24 protein-coding genes are annotated in these 26252 nt (G+C 61.1%); 19 read left to right on the top strand and 5 right to left on the bottom strand.

What is annotated here, in order from left to right; genetic code table 11:
• Positions 1–99 precede the first annotated feature (99 nt).
• The 3 genes from purD to SOP85_RS11590 all read left to right on the top strand — a co-directional run bounded on the left by purD (position 100) and on the right by SOP85_RS11590 (position 4925).
• Positions 100–1392 (top strand): phosphoribosylamine--glycine ligase, encoded by a 1293-nt coding sequence (gene purD / locus SOP85_RS11580; protein WP_274077489.1) that lies wholly within the window; start codon positions 100–102, stop codon positions 1390–1392.
• A gap of 97 nt (positions 1393–1489) precedes the next feature.
• Positions 1490–4264, top strand: coding sequence for a hybrid sensor histidine kinase/response regulator (locus SOP85_RS11585; protein WP_274077490.1), 2775 nt, complete (start codon positions 1490–1492; stop codon positions 4262–4264).
• Between the two features lie 64 nt (positions 4265–4328).
• Positions 4329–4925 carry a MarC family protein gene (locus tag SOP85_RS11590; RefSeq protein WP_323627008.1) on the top strand — a complete coding sequence of 199 codons (597 nt, stop codon included), beginning with the start codon at positions 4329–4331 and terminating at the stop codon, positions 4923–4925.
• Between the two features lie 44 nt (positions 4926–4969).
• On the opposite strand, the gene SOP85_RS11595 is transcribed toward SOP85_RS11590, so the two are convergent.
• The 5 genes from SOP85_RS11595 to cobG form a co-directional block, all read right to left on the bottom strand.
• On the bottom strand, positions 4970–5794 hold the full coding sequence (locus tag SOP85_RS11595) for a hypothetical protein (RefSeq protein ID WP_274077491.1): 825 nt from the start codon (positions 5792–5794) through the stop codon (positions 4970–4972).
• Between the two features lie 180 nt (positions 5795–5974).
• A complete protein-coding gene (gene cobJ, locus SOP85_RS11600; protein ID WP_323627009.1) occupies positions 5975–7669 on the bottom strand; it encodes a precorrin-3B C(17)-methyltransferase in 1695 nt (564 codons plus the stop codon).
• Positions 7669–8400 (bottom strand): precorrin-2 C(20)-methyltransferase, encoded by a 732-nt coding sequence (locus tag SOP85_RS11605; protein ID WP_274077514.1) that lies wholly within the window; start codon positions 8398–8400, stop codon positions 7669–7671. The genes cobJ and SOP85_RS11605 overlap by 1 nt, the downstream gene beginning before the upstream one ends.
• Entirely contained in the window at positions 8400–9026 is a 627-nt protein-coding gene (locus tag SOP85_RS11610) for a precorrin-8X methylmutase (protein WP_274077493.1), read from the bottom strand. The genes SOP85_RS11605 and SOP85_RS11610 overlap by 1 nt, the downstream gene beginning before the upstream one ends.
• Entirely contained in the window at positions 9019–10341 is a 1323-nt protein-coding gene (gene cobG / locus SOP85_RS11615) for a precorrin-3B synthase (RefSeq protein ID WP_323627010.1), read from the bottom strand. The genes SOP85_RS11610 and cobG overlap by 8 nt, the downstream gene beginning before the upstream one ends.
• Before the next feature lie 192 nt (positions 10342–10533).
• Between cobG and SOP85_RS11620 the strand changes: the two genes are divergently transcribed.
• From SOP85_RS11620 to urtE, 16 genes are all read left to right on the top strand, one after another.
• On the top strand, positions 10534–11184 hold the full coding sequence (locus tag SOP85_RS11620; protein ID WP_323627011.1) for a hypothetical protein: 651 nt from the start codon (positions 10534–10536) through the stop codon (positions 11182–11184).
• Between the two features lie 132 nt (positions 11185–11316).
• Complete coding sequence (gene cbiE / locus SOP85_RS11625) at positions 11317–12528, top strand: precorrin-6y C5,15-methyltransferase (decarboxylating) subunit CbiE (RefSeq protein WP_323627012.1); 1212 nt, start codon at positions 11317–11319, stop codon at positions 12526–12528.
• Positions 12521–13618, top strand: coding sequence for a cobalt-precorrin-5B (C(1))-methyltransferase (locus tag SOP85_RS11630; RefSeq protein WP_323627014.1), 1098 nt, complete (start codon positions 12521–12523; stop codon positions 13616–13618). The genes cbiE and SOP85_RS11630 overlap by 8 nt, the downstream gene beginning before the upstream one ends.
• Positions 13615–14343: a cobalt-precorrin-6A reductase gene (locus tag SOP85_RS11635; protein WP_323627015.1), complete on the top strand. Its 729-nt coding sequence runs from the start codon at positions 13615–13617 to the stop codon at positions 14341–14343. The genes SOP85_RS11630 and SOP85_RS11635 overlap by 4 nt, the downstream gene beginning before the upstream one ends.
• Before the next feature lie 189 nt (positions 14344–14532).
• Complete coding sequence (locus tag SOP85_RS11640; protein WP_274077499.1) at positions 14533–14835, top strand: type II toxin-antitoxin system RelE/ParE family toxin; 303 nt, start codon at positions 14533–14535, stop codon at positions 14833–14835.
• A gap of 3 nt (positions 14836–14838) precedes the next feature.
• Entirely contained in the window at positions 14839–15129 is a 291-nt protein-coding gene (locus SOP85_RS11645; protein ID WP_274077500.1) for an addiction module antidote protein, read from the top strand.
• A 97-nt stretch (positions 15130–15226) separates the two neighbouring features.
• Positions 15227–15625 carry a DUF2946 domain-containing protein gene (locus SOP85_RS11650; RefSeq protein ID WP_323627017.1) on the top strand — a complete coding sequence of 133 codons (399 nt, stop codon included), beginning with the start codon at positions 15227–15229 and terminating at the stop codon, positions 15623–15625.
• A gap of 47 nt (positions 15626–15672) precedes the next feature.
• The gene (locus tag SOP85_RS11655; protein ID WP_323627018.1) at positions 15673–16152 is read left to right on the top strand and encodes a copper chaperone PCu(A)C; all 480 of its coding nucleotides are present in this window, start codon (positions 15673–15675) and stop codon (positions 16150–16152) included.
• Between the two features lie 21 nt (positions 16153–16173).
• Positions 16174–16620: a DUF2946 domain-containing protein gene (locus SOP85_RS11660; protein WP_274077503.1), complete on the top strand. Its 447-nt coding sequence runs from the start codon at positions 16174–16176 to the stop codon at positions 16618–16620.
• 84 nt (positions 16621–16704) lie between these two features.
• Entirely contained in the window at positions 16705–18822 is a 2118-nt protein-coding gene (locus tag SOP85_RS11665) for a TonB-dependent copper receptor (protein ID WP_323627020.1), read from the top strand.
• A gap of 110 nt (positions 18823–18932) precedes the next feature.
• Entirely contained in the window at positions 18933–20309 is a 1377-nt protein-coding gene (locus tag SOP85_RS11670; protein WP_323627021.1) for a PepSY-associated TM helix domain-containing protein, read from the top strand.
• Between the two features lie 244 nt (positions 20310–20553).
• The gene (gene urtA, locus SOP85_RS11675) at positions 20554–21819 is read left to right on the top strand and encodes an urea ABC transporter substrate-binding protein (RefSeq protein WP_046819717.1); all 1266 of its coding nucleotides are present in this window, start codon (positions 20554–20556) and stop codon (positions 21817–21819) included.
• 156 nt (positions 21820–21975) lie between these two features.
• Positions 21976–23478: an urea ABC transporter permease subunit UrtB gene (gene urtB / locus SOP85_RS11680; protein WP_323627022.1), complete on the top strand. Its 1503-nt coding sequence runs from the start codon at positions 21976–21978 to the stop codon at positions 23476–23478.
• The gene (urtC, locus tag SOP85_RS11685) at positions 23478–24557 is read left to right on the top strand and encodes an urea ABC transporter permease subunit UrtC (RefSeq protein ID WP_323627023.1); all 1080 of its coding nucleotides are present in this window, start codon (positions 23478–23480) and stop codon (positions 24555–24557) included. Before urtB ends, urtC begins: the two co-directional genes overlap by 1 nt.
• Positions 24554–25423, top strand: a complete 870-nt coding sequence (gene urtD / locus SOP85_RS11690) for an urea ABC transporter ATP-binding protein UrtD (RefSeq protein ID WP_274077508.1) — start codon at positions 24554–24556, stop codon at positions 25421–25423. Before urtC ends, urtD begins: the two co-directional genes overlap by 4 nt.
• Before the next feature lie 113 nt (positions 25424–25536).
• A complete protein-coding gene (gene urtE, locus SOP85_RS11695) occupies positions 25537–26235 on the top strand; it encodes an urea ABC transporter ATP-binding subunit UrtE (RefSeq protein WP_274077509.1) in 699 nt (232 codons plus the stop codon).
• Positions 26236–26252 lie beyond the last annotated feature (17 nt).

A 26252-nucleotide genomic window follows, 5' to 3' on the forward strand; every position in this document is an offset into this window, starting at 1 on the left:
TGATGTTGGCTGACACACCGCTTTCGCGAGCAAGCCCGCTCCCACAAAAGAGCATCCCAGCGGTGCTATCAAGAATTAGCGTCATCCGAGGTTTTTGAAATGAATGTCTTGATCATTGGCAGCGGTGGCCGTGAACACGCCCTGGCCTGGAAAGTAGCCCAGGATCCACGGGTGCAGAAAGTGTTCGTGGCACCGGGCAACGCCGGCACCGCCATCGAAGCCAAGTGCGAGAACGTCGCCATCGACGTACTGGCCCTTGAGCAACTGGCGGATTTTGCCGAGAAAAACGTTTCCCTGACCATCGTCGGCCCGGAAGTGCCGCTGGTCGCCGGTGTAGTCGATCTGTTCCGCTCCCGTGGCCTGGACTGCTTCGGTCCGACCGCCGGTGCTGCCCAGCTTGAAGGCTCGAAAGCCTTCACCAAGGACTTCCTGGCTCGCCACAAGATCCCGACCGCCGACTACCAGAACTTCACCGAGATCGAGCCGGCCCTGGCTTACCTGCGTGAAAAAGGCGCGCCGATCGTGATCAAGGCCGACGGCCTGGCCGCCGGTAAAGGCGTGATCGTTGCCATGACCCTGGCCGAAGCCGAAGACGCGGTGCGTGACATGCTCGCGGGCAATGCGTTCGGCGATGCCGGTTCGCGCGTAGTGATCGAAGAGTTCCTCGACGGCGAAGAAGCCAGCTTCATCGTCATGGTCGACGGCAAGAACGTCTTGCCGATGGCCACCAGTCAGGACCACAAGCGCGTCGGCGACGGCGACACCGGCCCGAACACTGGCGGCATGGGCGCCTACTCCCCTGCCCCGGTGGTGACCAGCGAAGTGCACCAGCGCGTCATGGACCTGGTGATCTGGCCGACCGTGCGCGGCATGGCCGAGGAAGGCAATGTCTACACCGGTTTCCTGTATGCCGGCCTGATGATCGACAAGGCGGGCAACCCGAAAGTCATCGAGTTCAACTGCCGTTTCGGTGACCCGGAGACCCAACCGGTCATGCTGCGTTTGCAGTCGAGCCTGGTTTTGCTGGTCGAGGCCGCCCTGGCGCAGGCACTGGACAAGGTCGAAGCGCAATGGGATCCACGTCCGAGCGTCGGCATCGTCCTGGCGGCAGGCGGCTATCCTGGTGACTACGCCAAGGGTGTGGCCATCAATGGCCTGGATGCAGCCGCGGCACTGGAAGGCAAAGTCTTCCACGCCGGTACCGCGCTCAAGGACGGTCAAGTCGTGACCGCCGGTGGCCGCGTGCTTTGCGCCACGGCCATGGGCGCCAGCGTCGATGCCGCCCAGCAGCAGGCTTACAAACTGGCGGCCAAGATCGATTGGGAAGGCTGTTTCTATCGCAAGGACATTGGCTACCGCGCCATTGCCCGCGAGCGTGGCGAACAGGAATAAGCAACATAACGACAGGCAGGGGCTTGCAGCCCTTGCCTGGCTATTGCGGCGCCGCGCATAGTTATATTCTGGCATTAACCTACGAAAGGATTTCGCCGTGCGCTGGCTCAGGATTGCCATAACTCTAACCGTCACAATGCTGACCTTGCTCTGCATGCTCCCGGCCCAGGCCGCGCAAGGCAGTGGCTGGGCGGTATTGCTCGACGAACAGGGTGACCTGCAGCTGAGCGACATACGCTCCGCCCGCTACACCAATCAATTCAGCCCCATCGAACTCGACCACCTCACGGCGGCCGAGCCCGAGGGTGCGCTATGGCTGCGTTTCAAGCTTGCGCCGGGCAAGCATGAACAATTGCTGCGGGTGTTCGCACCCGATCTGCTGCACTTCAACCTGTATGTGTTTGACGGCGACAAGCTGATCGAGCAATCCCATACAGGCAACGAGCAACCGCTGGCAGACCGCCCATTGCCCAGCAGCGACTTCATGCTGCCGTTGCCGCAAAGCGAAAAGACCCTGGACGTTTACCTGCGACTGGTTTCCGAACACCAGTTGAGGCCCTACATCACCTTGCAATCGGCGGTCATCACCGCGGCCAATCAGAACCAGACGCTGGTCTACGGGCTGCTGTTGGGTTGCATTGCCATGCTGATCCTGCACAACCTCATCCGCTATGCCTATACCCGCTCGACCAGCAGTGTCTGGCTGGCGGTGTGCGAAGCCTTGTTGATGCTCAGCCTGGTGCTGTTGTTGAACCTGGCGGGCCCCTGGATCCCGGACTGGCAGGCCGTGCAAACCCCCGGTGCCTACCTCGCCTTGCTGCTGACGGCCCCCAGCGGCCTGATATTTGCCTATCGTTTCTTCAAGCCCCTCGGCCCGCATCCGCTGAACAAGCTGCTGGTGGGCGACATCCTGTTCATCATGATCTGCAGCCTGCTGCTGTTGTTCGTCAACACGCTGCCGCTGAACATCATCACCTACGCACTGGTCGCACTGGCCGGCCTGAGCATGTTGTTCGTCAGCGCCTATCACTGGCAAAAAGGCTATCGCCCTGCGCGGCTGTTCGTGGCGGCCATGGTGGTATTCAACCTTGGCACCCTGATCATCCTGCCCGCCTTGCTGGGGCTGACCCTGATCGAACCCCATGACCTGATCACCACCCTGCTGGTGTTCATCTGCATCAGTGGCCTGTTGATGAGCATTGCCCTGAGCGAACGCCAGCGCAGTATTACCGAAGCTCGTTTCAGTATCAGTCGCGACCTGGCGGCCAGCAACGCCGAGGTCAATGCCAAGGCCGAGTTCCTGGCAAAGATCAGCCATGAGATCCGCACGCCGATGAATGGCGTGCTGGGCATGACCGAGTTACTGCTGGGCACGCCGCTGTCGGTCAAGCAGCGCGATTATGTGCAGACCATCCACAGTGCCGGCAACGAACTGCTGACATTGATCAACGAAATTCTCGACATTTCCAAACTCGAGTCCGGACAGATCGAACTGGATGATGTGCAGTTCGATCTCAACGCCCTGATCGAAGACTGCCTGAGCATCTTCCGCGCCAAGGCCGAGCAGCAGAACGTCGAGCTGATCAGCTTCATTCAGCCACAAGTACCGCGCGTGATCAGTGGCGACCCGACGCGCTTGCGCCAGACGTTGCTGAGCCTTTTGGAAAACGCCCTGAAGAAAACCGACGAAGGCGAGATCCTGATCGTCGTCGCCCTCGACGAACGCAGCAGCCATCCACGCCTGCGCATCGCCGTACAAGACAGCGGCGAACCGATGGACGCCGAAGAGCGCGACGCGCTGATGCACGCCGAACTGCACAGCAAGCATTTCCTCTCGACCAACCACCTGGGCGGTAATCTGGGGCTGGTGATCGCCCGTCAACTGATTCGCCTGATGCAAGGCGAATTCGGCATCAAGAGTGGTAACAACCAGGGCAGTACCTTGTGGCTGACCTTGCCGCTGGACCCTGACCGCCTGGAGCATCCGACCTCGGACCTCGATGGCCCGCTGCAGGGTGCACGGGTACTGGTGGTGGATGACAACGACACCTGCCGCAAGGTGCTGGTGCAGCAGTGCACCGCCTGGGGCTTGAACGTGAGCGCCGTACCCTCGGGCAAGGAAGCGTTGGCGTTGTTGCGCACCAAGGCGCACCTGCGTGACTACTTCGATGTGGTCCTGCTGGACCAGAACATGCCCGGCATGACCGGCATGCAACTGGCTGCCAAGATCAAGGAAGATCCGAGCCTGAACCACGACATCCTGCTCATCATGCTGACCGGCATCAGCAATGCGCCGAGCAAGATCATCGCGCGCAACTCGGGGATCAAACGCATCCTGGCCAAACCCGTGGCCGGCTATACCCTCAAGACCACCCTGGCCGACGAACTGAACCAGCGCAACAAAGGGCTCGCGGTCCCGCAACACTCGCCATCCGGCCCGCCGTTGCCGATCAAGGTGCCCAGCGATTTCCGCATTCTGGTGGCCGAAGACAACAGCATTTCGACCAAGGTCATCCGCGGCATGCTGGGCAAGCTCAACCTGCAACCGGACACCGCCAGCAATGGCGAAGAAGCCTTGGTGGCGATGAAGGCGCAGCGTTACGACCTGGTGCTGATGGACTGCGAAATGCCGATCCTCGACGGCTTTTCAGCGACCCAGCAGCTGCGTGCCTGGGAAGTCGGCAATCAGCGGACCCGCACCCCGGTGGTCGCGTTGACCGCACACATCCTCGCCGAGCATAAGGAGCGGGCACGCCAGGCCGGAATGGACGGACACATGGCCAAGCCGGTCGAGCTCTCGCAGTTGCGCGAATTGATCGAACACTGGGTTGCCCAGCGCGATCAGAACCGCACGACGACGCCAACGTCCTGAGCCGACAGACTCCACGGCGCCTGTTAGACTCTCCCTCGACTTCCCTCGCCAGTGAGCCTGCCCCATGCTCCACGTGTTGTTCAGCGTTTACCTGAAGATGCTGGTGCTCTACAGCCCGTTCTTCGTGTTGTCCTGCTTCATCAGCCTGACCCGCGGTTATTCGCGCAAGGAACAACGTCGACTGGCCTGGAAAGTGGCCATTGCCACCTTGGTCTCCAGCGTCTTGCTGTACCTGTTCGGGCGGGTAATTTTCAGCGTGTTCGGCATCACCGTGGACGCCTTCCGCATCGGTGCCGGCAGTGTGCTGTTCATCTCGGCGTTGGGCATGGCCCAGGGCAAATCGGCGGTGCAGACCGACAACGTGCAACAGGACGTGACCATCGTCCCCCTGACCATCCAGCTGACCGTCGGCCCCGGCACCATTGGCGCCTTGCTGGTGATGGGCGTGAGTCAGCCGCACTGGGACGACAAACTCACGGCCATCGTCAGTATTGCCCTGGCCAGCTTTACCGTGGGGGTGGTGCTGTATCTGTCCAACCGTATCGAACGCATTCTCGGCGACCAGGGCTTGCAGATAGTCAGCCGATTGATGGGGCTGTTTGTGTGTGCGTTGGCGGCGCAGATTATATTCACGGGCGTGAAGGGTTACCTGGTGCCCTGAATGCTCCAGCCCCCCCAGAAGTCAGTAACCTCTGGGCCTGCTGATTATTGTGTGCGTTTACGGCGTTGAAACCTTTTTACCAACTGCGTGCTCTGGTGCAGACCGAGCACTGCTTCAATTTCTTGTTTGACGTGAGAATAACGAAGCGGGTTGAAAGTGACAAAAGAGGCGGCGCGAAAAGTATTCAGGTCCGATGTCTTCCAGTCTAAAAAAACCACCTTGCCATCGTCTTTGTCGGCATTGCTGTCGATGGACGACAACATGATCAGGACCAGACCATTCTTCAGTTGCTCGCAGGGCAATATCGCCAGTTTGACACCTTTGGTCTTCGTGACTTCATAGTTGAAAACCTTGATGGTTTCGGGCTCCTTCTTCAGCGCATCCAGGGTGGAATCCGCGACCGCGCCCAATACCGTCGCACCAGGAATGGCCGCTTTTGCCGCATCGATACCCGACTTGATAATGTCTGTGACGATGTTGGCCATCGTCAGCTGCACAGCACTGCGACTGTGCTCGACATAACCGCTGTCGGGAACGTAGCAGCCCAGATCTTCCATGCAATTTAGAAATGCACGATGCCACTCCTTAGGCTTTTTATCACCCGGGACTTCCAGGGTCGCCTCCATCTTCGAAAATTTGATGATGTTTTCGATAATCTCCATGTTCTCGAGTGACACATTGTCGCCGTAACCGACAAGTGTATTCCCAAGGACAACAGCATCGAGCTCCTTGGTAGGACTCGAAACTTCCACGGTGGCCAGCTTTTGCATTCGGGCAACATTCGGCATCAGGGACTGGCGCCGCGCAATACGCCAGCCGACCAAGTCATTACTTTCTTCTACACTCAGAGAACCTTCATTATTTAACATATCAAACAATCCTTATTAGTTTCGTTTAGCGCCCTCCTGGGCAAAACGAATCTAACCCACCGCACCGCCGCCTACAAACTGCACTAATGACCATATGTGTATAACTTGAAGCCAGACAAAAAATCGCCCGAGCCAACGACTCGGGCGATCCAATGTAATTCAATTTGAAAACAGAAATGCCTATTTGATGTCGATCAACTTGTCACCATAACTTCGTGGCGTGTACACCCATGACAACCCATGCAAGCGTGGAAACACCCGGGTCGTGGATGAACCGATCAACACCATGGTTCGCATGTCGACCTGATCCGGCGTCAATTGACCGAGGGTCGTTACCCGCAAAGTCTGTCCCGGACGGGCGATATCGCGCCCCAGCACCACCGGTGTATCGGCTGCACGGTGCCGGGCGACGACCTCCAGTGCGCGCCCCAACTGCCACGGCCGTGACCGTGAGATCGGGTTATAGAACGCCATCGCCAGATCAGCCTGCGCCGCCAGGTCCAGGCGTTTCTCGATGATCTCCCATGGCTTGAGGTTGTCCGACAGCGACAGCACACAGAAGTCATGCCCCAGCGGTGCTCCCGCCTGGGCGGCTGTCGCCAGTGAAGCCGAGACACCCGGCAGGATCTCCAGGTCGACCTGATGCCAGGCCGGGTCGCCGGATTCATGCAGTGCTTCGAGCACCGCCGCCGCCATGGCAAATACGCCGGGATCCCCGGAAGACACAACCACCACGCTGCGGCCTTGCACAGCGAGCTCAAAGGCATGCCGGGCGCGCTGCATTTCTTCACGGTTGTCGGTGCAGTGCAACACCTGGTCTGGCCGATAAGGGCCCGCCATGCGCACATAGGTTTCATAACCGAGCACGTCGTTGGCACGCGCCAGTTCAGCCTTGACCGCCGGCACCATCAACTCGACAGCACCCGGACCGATGCCGATGACGGCAAGGCGCCCGCGGGGACGACCGATCAGCGTGACGTCCAGCGGCTGTTCGGCGACCGCCAGGGTAATTCCGTTATCGGTGTGCAGAACCACGGGGAGCCCGATCACCTCCTCGACGCTGCCCGCTGCCGTAAACCGCAGCGCGACACCCAATTCCAGCGCGACATCATGCAGCGTCGGATTACCCATCATCTGATCGCTGGCCAACAGGCACGCCAGGGATTGCTGCGCAATTTTCGCCCGGCGCAAAGCCTGGCGAATGGCCTCGGGCAGGTCTGCAACGTCGTCGCTCACCAGCGCTACGACGCTTTTTGGATAGATGAGCAACTCATTGGCCGCAGGTTCGCGCTCGGCGGTGCTGACATGAATCGACAGATTCGCCTGCTGATCCTGGGGCAACTGTGCTTGCGCGAGCCAAGGTGCCTCACCTTCGATCCGTACAGGTTCGCCGCCGAGCAGGTCGGACACAAAACGTTTGCCGAGCTCCAGGTCAGCCAATGCATAGCCGCTTGGCGGGTTGAGCAAACAGGTGCCGAAGCGCAGCTCGCCACTGGTGGTGATCGCCGCCGCCACGCCCAGCCCTTGGGCAATTTCCCGGGCCAGCAGATTGACGCCGCCCAGGCCGCCCAACAGCGGCACCACCGCGCTGCCATCTTCGGCAACCGCCAGGACCGGCGGCTCCGCGCCCTTTTCCAGTAGCAGCGGCGCCAGGGTGCGAATCACGATGCCGGCCGCGCACAGTGCGATGATCGGCGTGTCCTGTTGATAGAGCTCACGCAGGGTTGCGCCGAACTCCTGGTAGAGGCGGTCAGCACCGTCGACCCGTTCGGCCAGGCCGTGGATCAAGGCGCCCGGGTACAACTGCTGGATCTTGCGTGCGGTAGCGAGGCTGCCATTGCCGAGAATGACAATCGCCGGGACGTGACGAGTCATCAGCCTTGCCACCTTTCACCGGGAACGATGATCAGCGAAAAATACGGCGAAGACAGCGGATCGACCTGATCCAGCGGCACGATCTTCTGGTTGGCCATGGTCGCGCGCTCGACGTACAGCGCTCGCCCGGCCAGGCCCAGTTCTTCCAGCACCTGGCGGACCTTGGGGAAATTGCGCCCCAGCTTCATGACCACCGCGGCATCGGCATCGGCCAGGCGGCGCTTGAGCTCTTCGTGCGGCAGCACGCCGGACAACACCGACAGACTCTGGTTGCGGTACACCAGTGGCGCACCGAGCACCGAGGCGCCGCCCAGCATCGAGCAGACACCCGGCACGACTTCGGCCTCATAGCGCTCGGCCAGACGGTCGTGCAGGTACATGTAGGAGCCGTAGAAGAACGGATCGCCTTCGCAGATCACGGCCACGTCACGACCGGCATCGAGATGCGCGGCCAGTTGTTCGCCAGCGGTATCGTAGAAATCGCTGATCACCTGCTCGTAGGACAGCGGCGCTGGCAAGGCCTCGGTGGTGACCGGGTAGACCAGTGGCAGCAGTGTCTGCGCATCCTGCAGATGCGCTTCGATGATGCCGAAGGCATTGCCTTTTTTGCCTTTGGCAACGAAATACGCCACCACCGGCGATTCGCGCAGCAGGCGCAGGGCCTTGACGGTAATCAGTTCCGGATCACCGGGGCCGACGCCAAGGCCGATCAAACGTCCTGGTTGCTGCATCATTCAATCTCCGTGGCGAGGGCATTGACGGCGGCGGCAGCCATGGCGCTACCACCCAGGCGGCCTTGCATGATCACAAAGGGCACGCCACGACTGTTCGCCGCGAGCATCGCCTTGGACTCGGCGGCGCCAACAAATCCCACCGGGAATCCGAGGATCAGGGCAGGCTTGGGGGCACCGGCGTCGAGCATTTCCAGCAGGTAGAACAAGGCGGTCGGCGCATTGCCAATCACTACCACGCTGCCTTCCAGGTAGGGACGCCACAGCTCCAGCGCCACGGCCGAGCGCGTATTGCCCAGCTCACGGGCCAGGTCCGGCACGCTGTCATCGCGCAGGGTGCAGATCACTTCGTTGTTCGCCGGCAAGCGCGCGCGGGTCACGCCCTCGGAGACCATCCGCGCATCGCACAGAATCGGCGCCCCCGCGGCCAACGCATCGCGCCCGGCCTTGCCCGCGCCTGCGGAAAACTGCAGGCCATCGATCGCCTCGACCATACCGCAGGCGTGGATCACCCGGACCGCGAGTTTTTCCAGATCAGCCGGGATTCGCTCCAGGTTGGCCTCGGCGCGAATGATCGCGAAAGAATTGCGATAGATCTCCTGACCGTCGCGGATGTAATCAAGCATCAAGGGGACTCCGTGGGCGGGCATCAAGCCATGCGCCAGCCGCTTCAATTGTGAGATTGCGTGCTTGCAGCGCGCCGAAACCCGGCAACGCTGCATCGCGAAAATAAAGATCGTAGTGACCGTTACCGGTCGCCAGCAGTGTGACGGGCGCCGTATGGGCGCATGCACAGGAGCGCGGGCAACCCGACAAGTGCACCTGCTGCCGCTCCGGCTGATCGTGCAGCCGTGCCGCCAGTTGCCGCGCATCGCCCTTGGTATCCGCCAACCCTTTGCCACAACCGGCCGAGCCGGTGCAGGCCACCACAGAGCACAGGGGCTGACGGGGGTCGACCAGGAAACCCAGCGCCTGCAACTGTTGGATGACGAGCGCGGCATCCTGGTGACGGATATTGGGCAGCAACAGGCTTTGCCACGGCGTCAGGCGCAGGCTGGCGTCACCCAGAGTTGCGCAGAGCTCGGCCGCCCCCTTGAGCATCGTCGGGTCGAGCCGCCCCAGCGGTGGCATGGCTCCGACGTACATCAGGCCTTCCTGACGTTGTGGAAAACTACCGATGGGTTGACCGGAACGGCGAGCCGGGGCTTGCCATTGTCCGATGTCGAGCAAGGGTACGCGCCCGGCCAGCGTTTGCAGCAACGAAGGGCGCGAATGTTCGGCCAGCAGATGGCGCATTCGGGTCTGGTCCGGCCGCGCGAGTTCCAGAAACAACTCCAGCACGGCCACCACCAGGCGATGTCCATCGCCCAGCAATACCGCGCCGACGGGTGTGTCTACAGGACACCCGGCAAGACCGAAGACCAGCAGTGCCTCGCCGTTGCGCTCAATCGCGCTCAACCACAGGTCATGTGGATGCTCGAGCATCGCCAGGTTTTCACCGCCATCGAGCAGCACAGCGAACTTGGCCGATAACTCATGGAAGCGCGGATGGGTTTGCAAGCTGTTTAGAATTTGCCGGGCCAGCGGCCGAGTGTCGATCAGCATGTCCTGATCGATGCCGGCACTGGGGCTCAGCATCAGATTGCGCACGTCGTCGCCAAGGGCGGTGGTGGGGCCAAGTCCCGCGGCCAACAGGCTATCGATCAACGCCGGCGTCTGCTGACCAATCCCGCGAATTTGCAGGTTCGCCCGGTTGGTCGCTTCGATGACGCCACCGGCATACAGCCGGGCAGCGTCAGCGACAGCCACGGCCTGGTCCGCGCGCAGGGAGCCACCGTCGAGTTTGATCCGGCAAATTCCGCCATCCAGCGCCTGAACGACACGCAACAACCCGGGACAGGCCGAAGGGCGCAAAGGACTGGAGGCTTGAGGTGAATTCACGGGATGACCGGTAACGGGACGAAGAGCGGCATTATGCCTGCTTTATCCAGCCGGATGAAAAGACCGAGTGGATTGACGACGAAACGCAAGTACTTACAGAAAGAATCAAATTAACACGCCGAGAAATTTTCAACTGCCCGGGGGCTCTTGTACTTTGCAGTGACCAACAAGGATGTTTGTCAGGAGTTGCATATGGATAATAAAACCCCAGCGGGCCTGTTAACCGGCCCCAATTTGATTTCGTGCATTGGAGAACTCTCGCTGCAAGACTTTGACGACATGACCCATTGCACACAGATCGCCACTCGATCCGCCGATATGCTCTGCAGTCGTTTTACCGACTCGACACAATGGCTCGATGAATATGTCAACACGCTGAATTTCCTCGGCTGGTGGGTCTTCGAGGACAGCATTTCCACCCGCATTCGTCACGACGTCTCCAATAGTGTCGCGGACTTCCTGGTACAAAGCGCCCAGGCCATGCCGGACAGGCGCCAGGGCAACGCCATGATCGACACGCTCGACGCATTGAAACCGGATAAACCGGCACTCTACTCCCTGGATACGGAAAGCCTGATGGGAAAGCGATTTCAGGTCATGCCTGCACGTTACGACGCCAAGGGTTTCCTGGAAATTGCCGTGTTCAATCTGGAATTGGTGAGTTATGCAAAAAAAAGCGCTTTTCTGTTCTTCGATTGGGAGGGGCAGGCTTCAAAAATCATTCAACAACGGGCTTACCTGAAACTGGACAGAAACAAACTCGACGCTAAAAGAGCACTCATCGACAAGAAACGTCGCGAAATCCTCATGAGCAAGTTCGACTTGCGAAGGAATAGAGGATGACGCCCCGCGCAGCGATTTCACCGACTGACCGCAGGCCACGGCAATCAACACCGCGCTATGATGCGCACCCGTGCAGGTCGACACAGGCCTGAGCGCGGTGATGACAGCTTCGCTTTGCAAATGAGGAACAGCATGACCCCCTGGCTGACAGTGGTAGGTATCGGTGAAGACGGCTTCAAGGGCCTGGGTAAAAACGCCCGACATGCTCTATTGGGCGCTTCGCGGATCATTGGCGGTCAACGGCAGCTGGATCTGTTGCCGGCTTGCATCCGGGGTGAACGGCAGCCATGGCCCAGCCCGTTTTCCCTCGACCCGGTACTGACCAGACGCGGCGAGCCTGTCTGCGTCCTCGCCAGTGGCGATCCGATGTTCTTTGGCGTCGGCGCCAGCCTCGCCCGACAACTGCCTGTCGATGAGATGCTGATCCTGCCGGCCCCCTCGTCCTGCTCGCTGGCCGCCGCGCGGATGGGCTGGGCCCTGCAGGACGTGGTCACGCTTTCTGTCGTCGCCCGCCCTGTCGCCGCGCTTAACGCGCACTGGGCTAGCGGTGTTCGCCTGCTGGTACTGAGCAACGATGGCCGCAGCCCGGGTGAAATCTGCCGGTTGTTGTGTGAACGCGGTTTCGGCGCGAGTCGTATCACCGTCCTCGAGCATCTGGGCGGCGAAGCCGAACGCCGCATTGACGGCGTCGCCAACGACTGGCTCGACCCGGTGATCGCCGACTTGAACCTGATCGCCATCGACTGCGTTGCCGATCCCGCCACTGCGCGCCTGTCCCGCCTGGCCGGCTTGCCCGACTCGGCATTCAAGCATGACGGTCAACTGACCAAACGCGACGTGCGTGCCATCACCCTCGCCCGCCTGGCACCGGTCCCCGGTGAATTGTTGTGGGATGTCGGCGCCGGCAGCGGTTCGATCGGCATCGAATGGATGCGCGCCCATCCGGGTTGCCGTGCGCTGGCGATCGAAGCCGACGCAGGGCGCCAGCAATTGATCGAGCACAACCGTGACACCCTCGGCGTTCCTGGGCTGCAACTGATTCGCGGCAGTGCGCCGCAAGCACTCGCGGGCCTCGAACGCCCGGATGCGATTTTCATCGGTGGCGGGGTCACCCGTGAAGGCGTGCTCGACACTTGCTGGGCAGCGCTCAAACCCGGCGGCCGGCTGATCGCCAACGCGGTCACGCTGCAAAGTGAAATGACCCTGATGGCGTGGCGCGAACAACACGGTGGCGAACTGACGCGTATCCATATCGCCCAGGCTCAACCACTGGGAGACTTCGATACCTGGCGCCAGGCGTTGCCGATTACCTTGCTGGATGTGACGAAGCCTTTCGATGCGTGACGAAACCGCCGAACAACCTGCCCCGCTGCGCAGCGGACTGACCACCGGCAGCTGCGCCACCGCGACCAGCCTGGCGGCGGCTCGCCTGTTGCTCGGTGGTGGAAGCTCGGACGCCGTGCAAATCGTCCTGCCCAAAGGCAAGCAGGTGCAGATGCGCCTGGAGTTCTGCCGCTTGATCGATGACGGCGCAGAGGCCGGGACGATCAAGGATGCCGGGGACGATCCAGACGTGACCCACGGTGCGATGCTTTTTAGCCAGGTGCGTCTACTGGACGAGCCAGGTGTTCGCTTCAGTGCCGGGCGAGGTGTTGGCACGGTCACCCGGCCAGGACTGGTGTTGGGCGTCGGTGAGCCGGCGATCAATCCGGTCCCGCGCAAGATGATCAGCGATCACCTGACCCTGCTCGCCAACGAACTTGGCTACAGCGGCGGTTTCGAGGTGACGGTGAACGTCGAGGACGGCGAGGCCCTGGCGTTGAAAACCATGAACCCGCGCCTGGGCATTCTCGGCGGCCTGTCGATCCTCGGCACCAGCGGCATCGTCCGGCCGTTTTCCTGCGCGGCCTACATCGCCTCGATCCACCAGGGCATCGATGTCGCCAAGACCAACGGCTATCTGCACATCGCCGCCTGTACCGGCAACGCCAGCGAAGACACCATGCGCCGGGTCTACCACCTGCCGGAAATCGCCCTGATCGAAATGGGCGATTTCGTCGGTGCAGTGCTCAAGCATCTGCGCAAGGTGCCCGTGGATAAACTGAGCATTTGCGGCGGCTTCGGCAAGATCAGCAAACTGGCGGCGGGGCATATGGACCTGCACAGTCGGCATTCGAGCATCGATCTGCCACAACTGGCCAAATGGGCCGCCGCAATCGGCGCCGATGCCGCCTTGCAGCAAGGCATCCGCGAAGCCAACACCAGTCAACAGGCCCTGGCCATGGCCAGCTGCGCAGGTATCGCCCTCGGCGATGCCGTGTGCCAACACGCCCTGGACTTTGCCCGCAGCGTGGTGCCGGCGCAGGTTCAGGTCGAAGTGTTTGCCATCGATCGCCAAGGCGGGATCGTCGGCCATGCGGGAGCTTTTCAATGAAACGCATTCTGTTGCTCGGCGGCGTGACCGAGGCCCTGGCGATTGCCCGAACCCTGGGGCCGCAACACATCTATAGCCTGGCCGGTATCGGTCGGGTGCCGACGGATTTGCACTGCCAGGTGCGCGTGGGTGGCTATGGCGGCGCCGAAGGCCTGGCTCAGTTCGTCCGCGATGAACGGATTGATCTGTTGCTCGATGCTACTCATCCCTACGCCGCCCAAATCAGTCAAAACGCCGCGACGGCCGCGCGTTTGAGCGGTATCGCCTGCTGGGCGTTGCGCCGTCCGGCCTGGCAACCACAGGCGGGCGATGACTGGCGTGAGGTCAGCGATTGGGCCGGACTGATCGAAGCGCTGAAGCCCTTCCGGCGACCGCTGTTCACATTGGGCCGCGAGCCGTTGCAACATCTGGACGAGATTCCACCGGAGCAATTCTGGACCCTGCGCGCGCTGGACGTTTATCCCGGCAATGAACGCTGCGAAGTGATCGGCGCACGCGGACCGTTCCTGATCGACGATGAACGCGAGCTGTTCGAGCGTCGCAACATCGACGTGCTGATCAGCAAAAACAGCGGCAGTAGCGCTACTGAACCGAAACTGGATGTGGCCCGCGAGCGTGGCTTGCCGGTACTGATATTGAAGCGGCCGGAGTTGCCGGTGGTAGAGCGGGAGTTTGGGTCGTTGCCAGATATGCTGGTTGCCCTGTCGACGTCAGACAATTCCTGAGCGCTACTGAACCCTGCGATTTTGCCGGCAAAACTCTCGGACAGATCTGACTTTCCACATCAGGGCTCTAACCCTATAGTCCTTTTCCTCCTGATCCCATCAAGCGCACCCACCATTTACAGGGATGAATGGCTTCGCCTCGAGAAAAGAGTTGCTTGCCACAATGTATCCCAAGGAATACGATCCACTATGTTCGAGTTTGAACGATCCCGAATATTTGCCGATTGGCTCAACTCACTGAGGGACACCATCGGCAAAGCTCGGATAATCGCCAGACTTCGAGCCTCCGAGCATGGAAATTTTGGTGATTGTGAATCCGTAGGCGCTGGCGTTCATGAAATGCGTGTTCATTACGGCCCTGGCTACAGGCTGTACTTCACTCGCAAAGATGAAGTGATTTACTTACTGTTGATCGGGGGCGACAAATCGACTCAAAAACGAGATATCAAACGTGCTATTCAAATGGCACAAAACATCGGTAGTGAGGAGTAAATCATGGCCGAACGATTCACCCGTTTTGACGCCGCCGAGTTTCTCAAAACACCGGAAGAAATGGCGGCTTATCTGGACGCCTGCTTTGAAGAGGATGCTGGCGACGGTGTGTTGATACGTGCAGCGCTGAACGATATAGCCCGAGCGAAGGGTATGACACAAATTGCCCGTGATGCCGGCCTTGGACGCGAGAGCCTTTACAAAGCGCTGAGCAGCAGTGGCAATCCCGAATTCGCGACTATCATGAAGGTTATGAAAGCCTTGGGCCTGCGTTTGCATGCCATCGCTGTCTGATTGGGCTGCGACACCACACCGCACGCAGTCTTTTTACTTATCGGCCCTGATCAGGCTAAATAGCCGCGCCTGATCGCCCACCCACCGGATTTGTCCCATGTCCCGACAACGGCTTGCAATTGCCTGGATCGCCTGCTTTGCAGTGCTGTTCAACATGCTCGCCATGCCGATGACCGGAGCGATGGCGCAGGCGGCGAAGTCGCCAGCCGAACAATTGTTGTGGGGCAGTTTCTGCTCGTCCAGCGGCACCAGGATGGTGGCGATTTCCCTGGGCGACATCGAGCAGAAAACTACGCAAAGCGACGACCATTCCAACATGCAGCATTGCTGGTGCTGCTCTGGCTCCGCGCCACTGGTGGCGTTGCCCGGGCATGAGCCGCAGCTGTATTTCGCGCACTTCGAGTCAAATCGGAGCCTGCCGCCCCCATCGCTCAACACCCCGACACCCCGCCAGCAATGGCCCAGCCTCAACCCCCGCGCCTCCCCTCTGGTGTGATGACTTCTCGCAATTGACCTGCGTTTTGAATCACCTGGAGAACTGCCATGTTGAACAGACTCATCGTTCTGGCCGCGTTGCTGCTGCCTGCCTGCTTTGCCAATGCCCACGAATACAAGGTCGGCGCACTGGAAATCGCTCACCCGTGGTCGCAGGAGCTGCCGCCCAATGCACCCACCGTCGCCGCGTATTTCGTGATCCACAACGCGGGCAATACAGCCGACCGCCTGCTCAGTGTCGACTCACCGATCTCGGGCGAAGCGCAACTGCATGAGCACTTGATGCAAAACGACCTGATGAAAATGCAGCAGGTGCCCAGCGTGGAGATCCCCGCCGGCGGCGACGTCACCTTTGCACCGATGGCCTACCACGTCATGTTGCTGGGGTTGAAAGACCGCAGCCTGCTCAGCGATGGCAAGCGCTTCCCTCTGACCCTGCATTTCGAGAAGTCCGGTGACGTGACTGTCGAAGTGGCGGTGCAGAAGCAGGCGCCCGAGGCCACGCAAAAGCACGCACACGTTCAGTAACCCACTGAGCTCAGGCCGCCCATGCGCCCGCCAGGCACCAGGACATCCGCCCACCGTCGTCAGCCATTGAGCCTGACGCGCGGCAGCTGGATCAGCCTGTTCGCCATGTTGATGATCTTTATCGGTCCGCTGATTTCTCAGTCGATGCCGATGGATCAGCACGCCTCGACCTCCATGAACATGTCGATGGACATGAGCATGGACATGTCGGCGATGGAGCACGCCGATCACGGCGCACCAGCGGCTGCCGAGCATTGCCCGCCTGCGTCCGGGCACCATGCACTCTGGGAAAAATGCGGCTATTGCAGCCTGCTGTTCAACTGCCCGGCGCTCACCGGTGGCGGCTCGTTCACCGCGTTCGACACCCCGCCCGCCAACACTTTCACCACCCCGTCCCCGCGCCTGGGCCATGCCCGGCAAACCTTCTTCCCCGGCGCCCGCACCCGCGCCCCGCCCGTCGTCGCGTAAACAATCACCTCTGATTTCACACGGTTTAGCGAACAGCTTCAGGTTGTCGGCCGTGTCGTTTACGACTGTTCGATGGAAATTGTCATGTCCAGGTTTTCTGCTGTCCCATGCCTGAGCGTTGCCCAGGCCTCCCGTGCCCTGAACGAATCCAGCATTCGATTCAGGCACGCCACCGCCCTCCTGTGCGGTGCCTTGCTGGCGCCCTCCGCGCTGGCCGATGAACACGCAGGTCATAGTGAAGAACTGAGCCCGACGGTCATTACCGCCATTGCCCCGAGCTCGCCTCTGACCATCGTCACCAACCCCAAGGACCCGCGCCAGCCTGTGCCGGCCAGCGACGGTTCCGATTACCTGAAAACCATTCCGGGCTTCGCCCAGGTGCGCAATGGCGGCACCAACGGCGACCCGGTGTTGCGCGGCATGTTTGGCTCGCGCCTGAACATCCTCACCAACGGCGGCATGATGCTCGGCGCCTGTCCTGGGCGGATGGATGCACCGACTTCATATATCTCCCCGGAAACCTACGACAAGCTGACCGTCATCAAAGGCCCGCAAACCGTGCTCTGGGGACCGGGGGCTTCGGCCGGTACCATCCTCTTCGATCGCGAACCGGAAAGTTTCGGCGAACTCGGCACGCGGGTGAACGCCAGTGTGCTGGCCGGCTCCAACGGTCGATTCGACAAACTGGTGGACGCCGCTGCCGGCGGCCCATTGGGCTACGTGCGGGTGATCGGCAACACCGCCCAGGCCGACGACTACAAGGACGGCAACAACGACACCGTGGCATCGCGTTATGACAAATGGAACGGCGACGTCGCGCTCGGCTGGACCCCGGACGCCGATACCCTGCTGGAGCTGACCGCTGGCAAGGGTGACGGCGAGGCGCGTTACGCTGGACGCGGCATGGACGGTTCGCAGTTCAAGCGCGAGAGCCTCGGGCTGCGCTTCGAAAAGTCCAACATCAGCGACGTGCTGGAAAAGCTCGAGGCGCAGGTCTATTACAACTACGCCGACCATGTGATGGACAACTACACCCTGCGCACGCCGTCTGGCACCGGGATGATGGCCGGCCCCATGGCGTCCAACGTCGACCGTCGTACCCTCGGCGCGCGAATCAAGGCCACCTGGCGCTGGGCCGATGTACAGTTGATCAGCGGCATCGATGCGCAGACCAACGAACACCGCCAACGCAGGGCCATGGGTATCGACACCTACAAGGACCAGCCGTACACCAAGGACGCCGACTTCCACAACTACGGGGTGTTCAGCGAACTGACCTGGTACGCCGCCGATCGCGACCGACTCATCACCGGCGCACGACTGGACCGCGCTTCGGCCAAGGATTATCGGCAAACCCTCGGTTCGGGGATGATGACCCGCCCGAATCCAACCGCTGACGACACACGTGCCGACACGCTGCCCAGCGGTTTCATTCGCTACGAACACGACCTCGCCGACAGCCCGACTACTTTGTACGCGGGCCTCGGTCACACCCAACGCTTCCCGGATTACTGGGAGCTGTTTTCGCCCAACTCAGGCCCCGCCGGATCGGTGAATGCCTTCGATTCGATCAAGCCGGAGAAAACCACCCAGCTCGACTTCGGCCTGCAGTACAAGACCGAAGACCTCGATGCCTGGGCCTCGGCTTACATCGGCCAGGTGAGCGATTACATCCTGTTCAACTACACGCCCGGGATGATGGGGATGACTTCGCAAGCCGAGAACATCGACGCGCGAATCATGGGTGGCGAACTGGGAGCTGCTTACAAACTTACCGAACACTGGAAAGCCGACGCGACCCTGGCCTACGCCTGGGGCAAGAACAGCAGCGATGGCAGTGCATTGCCGCAAATGCCGCCGCTGGATGCCCGTTTCGGCCTGACCTACAGCGAAGACAACTGGAGCGCCGGCGCACTGTGGAGAGTGGTTGCCGCGCAAAACCGCATCGACCAGAACAAAGGCAACGTGGTCGGCAAGGACTTCGACAAGACCCCGGGTTTTGGCGTGTTCTCGCTCAACGGTGCCTATCGGATCAACCAGCACTGGAAGGTCAGCAGCGGCATCGACAACCTGTTCGGCAAGGCCTACGCCGAACACTTGAACCTGGCCGGCAACGCCGGGTTCGGCTACCCGGCCAATGACCCGCAAGCCATCAAGGAACCGGGGCGCACGCTCTGGACGAAGGTGGATATGAGCTTTTAAGAGCCCCGCAGGCAAGCCCGCTCCCCTGTAGGAGCGAGCTTGCTCGCGATCGGTTGCGCAGCAACCGCAAACAAACAACTAAAAGATCCAAGCCAAGCGGAGCACACGTGATGAAACAGCCCAAAGTGAATTTCTACAACCTGGCCTGGCGCTGGCATTTCTATGCCGGATTGTTCGTTGCGCCATTCATGGTGATGCTGGCCCTGACCGGCACCATCTACCTGTTCAAACCGCAGCTCGATTCATTGATGTACAGCAGCCTGCTCAACGTCCCGGCCGGTCATCACACCGTTCCAGCCGACGACCTGCTCAAGCGGGTGAAAGACGCGTATCCACAAGGCACGATCAAACAGTACCTGCCGCCGATCAACGCCGAGCGCAGTGCCCAGTTTGTCGTGCTCAACGAAGGTACCGAGCTGAACGTGTTCGTCGACCCTTACCACGGCGACATCCTCGGCGAACAAGACGCCAAGAAGAACCTGCAGGCAGTCGCGCGGGCGATTCATGGCGAGCTGATGATCGGCACCGTCGGTGACCGACTGGTGGAACTGGCCGCGGGTTGGGGGGTGGTGCTGGTGGTGTCCGGGGTGTTCCTGTGGTGGCCACGTGGTCAGGCCGCGGGCATTCTCTGGCCACGCCTGAGCAGTCGAGGCCGGGTGCTGTGGCGTGACCTGCACGCCGTCACCGGTTTCTGGGGCGCCTCATTGCTGCTGGTAATGCTGCTAAGCGGCATGACCTGGACCGGCTTCTGGGGCCAACAGTACGCCGCCGTCTGGAACGTCTTTCCGGCGGCGATGTGGGATAACGTGCCCAAGTCCGACGTCGAAGCGCGCAGTCTAAACAGCGCCACCCGCCAGACCGTGCCGTGGGCCATGGAAAATACACCGATGCCCATGTCCGGCGACCACGCCGAACACATGGCCCACGGTGCAGCGCCATCCGGTCCGGCCGCGCCGACCATCAGCCTGCAGGACGTGCAGAACATCGCCGTGCAACGCAAAGTCGAGCCCGGCTACAGCATCACATTCCCGACCACGGCCACCGGCGTGTTCACCATCGCCGTGTTCGCCGATGACCCGCGCAACGACGCCACCCTGCATGTCGATCAATACACCGGCGACGTCCTCGCCGATGTTCGCTACGAGCACTACGGCGCCGTCGCCCGCGCCACGGAAATCGGCGTGATGCTGCACGAAGGCAAGATGTTCGGCACGCTCAACCAGATCATTGTCCTGCTGATCTGCCTGATGATCTTGCTCAGTGCGGTCAGCGGCGTGGTGATCTGGTGGAAGCGTCGTCCGCAAGGCAAGTTCGGTGTGCCGCCGCTGCGTCACGACCTGCCGAAATGGAAAACCGCGATGGTGATCATGTTCGCCTTGGCGGTGGCATTCCCATTGGTGGGAGCTTCACTGGTGGTGGTGTGGGTGCTGGACAAGCTCCTGTTGGGACGCCTCAACCGGCAAGCTGAACCCGATTCGGCAGCCTGAGCGATACCTGGGCAAGCAACGTACCGTGCTTGCCCGACCTCCCTCCTCATCACGCCCCAATCTGGCGCACCTCAACGCACCAGCACGTCCGCCGCGTGCCTTGATGGTGCGCAAAATATCCGCACAACCGCTCTAACACGACATTTCCCTGCCTTTTTCCGACCGGGCACAGCCTTTGCTAAAGCCTCTTCAGTAGTCCGCATCTGCCAACCAGAAAAATTCATAAGTTCATGGAGATCGCACAATGAAGCGTCGCAGCTTGATCAAGGCTTTCACACTCACGGCAAGCATTGCCGCGATGGGCATGACCTGGACAGTCCAGGCCGCCGAGACCATCAAGGTCGGTATCCTGCATTCGTTGTCCGGCACCATGGCGATCTCCGAGACGTCGCTCAAGGACATGGCGCTGATGACCATCGACGAGATCAACGCCAAGGGCGGTGTGAACGGCAAGATGCTCGAAGCGGTGGTGGTGGACCCGGCGTCGAACTGGCCGTTGTTCGCCGAGAAAGGCCGGCAGCTGCTGACCCAGGACAAGGTCGCCGTGGTGTTCGGATGCTGGACCTCGGTGTCGCGTAAATCGGTGTTGCCGGTGTTCGAAGAACTCAATGGCCTGCTGTTCTACCCGGTGCAGTACGAAGGCGAAGAGATGTCGCCGAACGTGTTCTATACCGGTGCCGCGCCAAACCAGCAGGCGATCCCGGCGGTTGAATACCTGATGAGCGAAGAAGGTGGCGGCGCCAAGCGCTACTTCCTGCTGGGCACCGACTACGTCTACCCGCGCACCACCAACAAGATCCTGCGTTCGTTCCTGCACTCCAAAGGCGTGGCCGACAAGGACATCGAAGAGGTCTACACACCGTTCGGCCACAGCGATTACCAGACCATCGTCGCCAACATCAAGAAGTTCTCGGCCGGCGGCAAGACCGCGGTCATCTCGACCGTCAACGGCGACTCCAACGTGCCGTTCTACAAGGAACTGGCGAACCAGGGCCTGAAAGCCACCGACGTGCCGGTCGTGGCGTTCTCGGTGGGCGAAGAAGAACTGCGCGGCATCGACACCAAACCGCTGGTGGGCAACCTGGCGGCCTGGAACTACTTCGAGTCGGTGGAGAACCCGGCGAACAAGAAATTCGTCGCCGACTGGAAAGCCTACGCGAAGAAACACAACCTGCCGGGTGCCGACAAAGCCGTGACCAACGACCCGATGGAAGCCACTTACGTCGGCATCCACATGTGGGCGCAGGCGGCTGAAAAAGCCAAGTCCACCGACGTCGACAAGGTCCGCGAAGCCCTGGGCGGCCAGACCTTCGCCGCACCATCCGGCTACACCCTGACCATGGACAAGACCAACCACCACTTGCACAAGCCGGTGATGATCGGCGAGATCCAGGCCGACGGTCAGTTCAACGTGGTGTGGCAGACCGAAGGGCCGATCCGCGCCCAGCCGTGGAGCCCGTTCATTCCGGGCAACGACAAGAAGCCGGAGTATGCGGTGAAGAGCAACTGATCGCTGGATGCTGGCTTCCGTACCTGAGGCCAGCACAAATCCCTGTGGGAGCGGGCTTGCTCGCGAAGACGGTGGCACATCCAACATCAATGTGACTGACACACCGTTTTCGCGAGCAAGCCCGCTCCCACATTTAGTCCGCGCAAGGCCATACATATGCCCACCGCCCTTTACCGCTTCATCCTTGCCATTGCACTTTTGCTGCCGATGGCCTCCCACGCCGGTGACGCCGAAGTCTTCGTCGCCGCCAATCCCGTGCAGCAAGCCAAACTATTGGAAAACTGGGCCGCGCAGCCCGATCCGGCCCGAATCGAGCTGATCAACGCCCTGCAACAAGGCGAATTGACCGTCGACGGCCAACCGAAAACCTTGCGCCTGAACAACCGCCTGCGAGGTCTGATCGATACCGCATTGGCCAGCCACCAATTGCTCGCCGCCGACGCCAAAATCCGTCTGGCCGCCGCGCAGCAATTGCAGAAAAGCGCCAAACCCGCGCAGCTGAAATTCCTTGACCAGCAATTGGCGGGCGAGAAGGACGAGAGCGTTCACGCCGCCCTCAGCCTGGCCCTGGCCAATCTGCAACTGGTAGACGCCGATCCGGCCGTGCGACTCGCCGCCATCCGTTTGCTCGGCGAAACCGGCGATCCGCTGGCCCGTACCCGCCTCGAAAATCTACTGGAGCCGGGCGTTGAAGCCGACGCGAATGTGCGCACCGCCGCCGAAACCAGCCTCGCCCAAGTCAAACGCAAATTGCTCGTTGGCGAACTCCTTGGCCAGGCCTTCAGTGGCATGTCCCTGGGCTCGATCCTGCTGCTCGCCGCCTTGGGACTGGCGATCACCTTCGGCCTGCTCGGCGTGATCAACATGGCCCATGGCGAGATGCTGATGCTCGGCGCCTACTCGACCTACGTGGTGCAGTTGATGTTCCAGCGCTTCGCCCCGCAGGCCATCGAGTTCTATCCGCTGATTGCGTTGCCGGTGGCGTTTTTCGTCACCGCAGCGATCGGCATGGCGTTGGAGCGTACGGTGATTCGCCACCTCTACGGTCGCCCGCTGGAAACCCTGCTCGCCACCTGGGGCATCAGCCTGATGCTGATCCAGCTGGTGCGCCTGGTGTTCGGCGCGCAGAACGTCGAGGTGGCCAACCCGGCGTGGTTGTCAGGCGGGATCCAGGTGCTGCCCAACCTGGTGCTGCCGTACAACCGCATCGTGATCATCGCATTCGCGCTGTTCGTGGTGGTGCTGACCTGGCTGCTGCTCAACAGGACGCGCCTGGGCCTGAACGTGCGCGCCGTCACCCAGAATCGCAACATGGCGGCCTGCTGCGGCGTGCCCACCGGGCGCGTCGACATGCTCGCCTTCGGCCTCGGCTCGGGCATTGCCGGCCTCGGCGGCGTGGCGCTCAGCCAGATCGGCAACGTCGGGCCGGACCTCGGTCAGAGCTACATCATCGACTCGTTCCTGGTGGTGGTGCTCGGCGGTGTCGGGCAACTGGCCGGTAGCGTTCTGGCCGCGTTCGGCCTTGGGATCGCCAACAAGATTCTCGAACCGCAAATCGGTGCCGTGCTCGGCAAGATCCTCATCCTCGCGCTGATCATTCTGTTCATCCAGAAACGTCCGCAAGGCCTCTTCGCACTGAAAGGACGGGTGATCGACTGATGAACCAGCCCCTGCTCGTTACCGCGGCACAAACAGCCGGCCCGAAAGTCACGATGGCCGTTGGCGCGGTAATCCTCGTTCTACTGCTGGCGTTACCGCTGCTCTCGCTGTTGCCGGCCGACAGTGCGCTGCACGTCTCCGCCTACACGCTGACCCTGGTGGGCAAGATCCTGTGCTACGCCATCGTGGCCCTGGCGCTGGACCTGGTCTGGGGTTATGCCGGCCTGCTGTCCCTGGGTCACGGCCTGTTTTTCGCCCTCGGCGGTTATGCCATGGGCATGTACCTGATGCGCCAGGCCTCCGGCGATGGCTTGCCGGCCTTCATGACGTTCCTGTCGTGGAGCGAATTGCCCTGGTACTGGACCGGCACCAGCAGCTTTCTCTGGGCCATGTGTCTGGTGGTATTGGCGCCAGGATTGCTCGCGCTGGTGTTCGGCTTCTTCGCCTTCCGTTCGCGGATCAAGGGCGTGTATTTCTCGATCATGACCCAGGCCCTGACCTTCGCCGGCATGCTCCTGTTCTTCCGCAACGAAACCGGGTTTGGCGGCAACAACGGATTCACCAACTTCCGCACCATCCTCGGCTTTGGCATCACTGAACCTGGCACCCGCGCGGTGCTGTTTTTCGCCACGGTGCTGCTGCTGGTGGCCAGCCTGTACATCGGTTGGCGCCTGGCGCAGAGCAAGTTCGGCCGAGTGCTGACCGCCCTGCGCGACGCGGAGAACCGCCTGATGTTCTGCGGCTACGACCCGCGTGGATTCAAGCTGTTCGTGTGGGTGTTGAGCGCGGTGCTGTGCGGCCTGGCCGGTGCGTTGTACGTGCCGCAGGTGGGCATCATCAACCCGAGTGAAATGTCGCCGACCAACTCTATTGAAGCAGCTGTATGGGTCGCCCTCGGCGGTCGCGGCACCTTGATTGGTCCGTTGCTTGGCGCGGGCGTGGTCAATGGCATGAAGAGCTGGTTCACCGTGGCCTTCCCGGAATACTGGCTGTTCTTCCTCGGCGCGCTGTTCATCGTCGTGACCCTGTACCTGCCCAAGGGCGTGATCGGCTTGCTGAAGAAAAGAGGTGAACAATGAGAGTCACTGCGACCGCTGAATTCATGCTCGAACCGGCGTTTTTCCCCGTGGAGCCGAACAAGGACGCCGGCACCAGCCGCGATGTCATCGGCCTCGGCCAACGCGCCGGTCCGGGCCTGAACACCCGCCACGGCACCATCCTGACCCTCGAAGACATCAGCGTCAGCTTCGATGGTTTCAAGGCACTGAACGACTTGAACCTGTACATCGGCGTCGGTGAATTGCGCTGCATCATCGGGCCCAACGGCGCGGGCAAGACCACGCTGATGGACGTGATCACCGGCAAGACCCGCCCCAGTCATGGTAAGGCTTGGTTCGGCGAGACCCTGGACCTGACGCAAATGAGCGAAGTGCAGATTGCCCAGGCCGGCATTGGTCGCAAGTTCCAGAAACCGACCGTGTTCGAGGCCTTGAGTGTGTTCGAGAACCTGGAGCTGGCGCAGAAAACCGACAAGTCGGTGTGGGCCAGTCTGCGGGCGCGCTTGAGTGGCGAACAGAAGGACCGTATCGCCGAGGTGCTCGACACCATTCGCCTGACCGCTTCGGTCAATCGTCCCGCCGGCTTGCTGTCCCACGGCCAGAAGCAGTTCCTGGAAATCGGCATGCTGTTGATGCAAGACCCGCAACTGCTGCTGCTCGATGAACCGGTGGCCGGCATGACCGACGCCGAAACCGAATTCACCGCCGAACTGTTCAAGACCCTGGCCGGCAAGCATTCGCTGATGGTGGTGGAACACGACATGGGCTTCGTCGGTTCGATCGCCGACCACGTCACCGTATTGCACCAGGGCAGCGTGTTGGCGGAAGGGTCGCTGGAACAGGTGCAGGAAAACGAACGGGTGATCGACGTGTATCTCGGTCGCTGAGTTTTGCGAACACCGAACCTGTAGGAGCTGGCTTGCCAGCGAAGGCGTACTGAATGACGCCAAAAGCTTCGCTGGCAAGCCAGCTCCTACAAGGGATTGAGGAGGATTTGAGAATGCTGCAAGTCGACAAGCTGCACCAGTACTACGGCGGTAGCCATATCCTGCGCGGCCTGACGTTTGACGTGAAGGTCGGTGAAGTCACCTGCCTGCTGGGCCGTAACGGCGTGGGCAAGACCACCTTGCTCAAGTGCCTGATGGGCCTGCTGCCGGCCAAGGACGGCGCTGTGAGTTGGGAGGGCAAGCCGATCACCACGTTCAAGCCACACCAGCGGGTGCATGCCGGCATCGCCTATGTGCCGCAAGGCCGGGAAATTTTCGGCCGGTTGACCGTGGAGGAAAACCTGCTGATGGGCCTGTCGCGTTTTCCCGGCAGTGAAGCCAAGGAAGTCCCTGCGTTCATCTATGAGCTGTTTCCAGTGCTGTTGCAGATGAAGCAACGGCGCGGCGGCGACTTGTCCGGCGGCCAGCAGCAACAACTGGCGATTGGCCGGGCGCTGGCCAGCCGTCCACGCCTGCTGATCCTCGACGAGCCCACCGAAGGCATCCAGCCGTCGGTGATCAAGGAAATCGGCGCCGTGATCAAAAAACTCGCCGCCCGTGGTGACATGGCAATTCTGTTGGTAGAGCAGTTCTACGACTTCGCCGCCGAACTGGCCGATCAGTACCTGGTGATGTCCCGCGGTGAGATCGTGCAGCAGGGCCGCGGCGAAAACATGGAAGCCGAAGGTGTACGCGGCCTGGTTACGATCTAATCTGTAGCGTCCTAACG

It is taken from the genome of Pseudomonas sp. YuFO20, assembly GCF_035064975.1.
GTDB classification, from domain to species: domain Bacteria; phylum Pseudomonadota; class Gammaproteobacteria; order Pseudomonadales; family Pseudomonadaceae; genus Aquipseudomonas; species Aquipseudomonas putida_AE.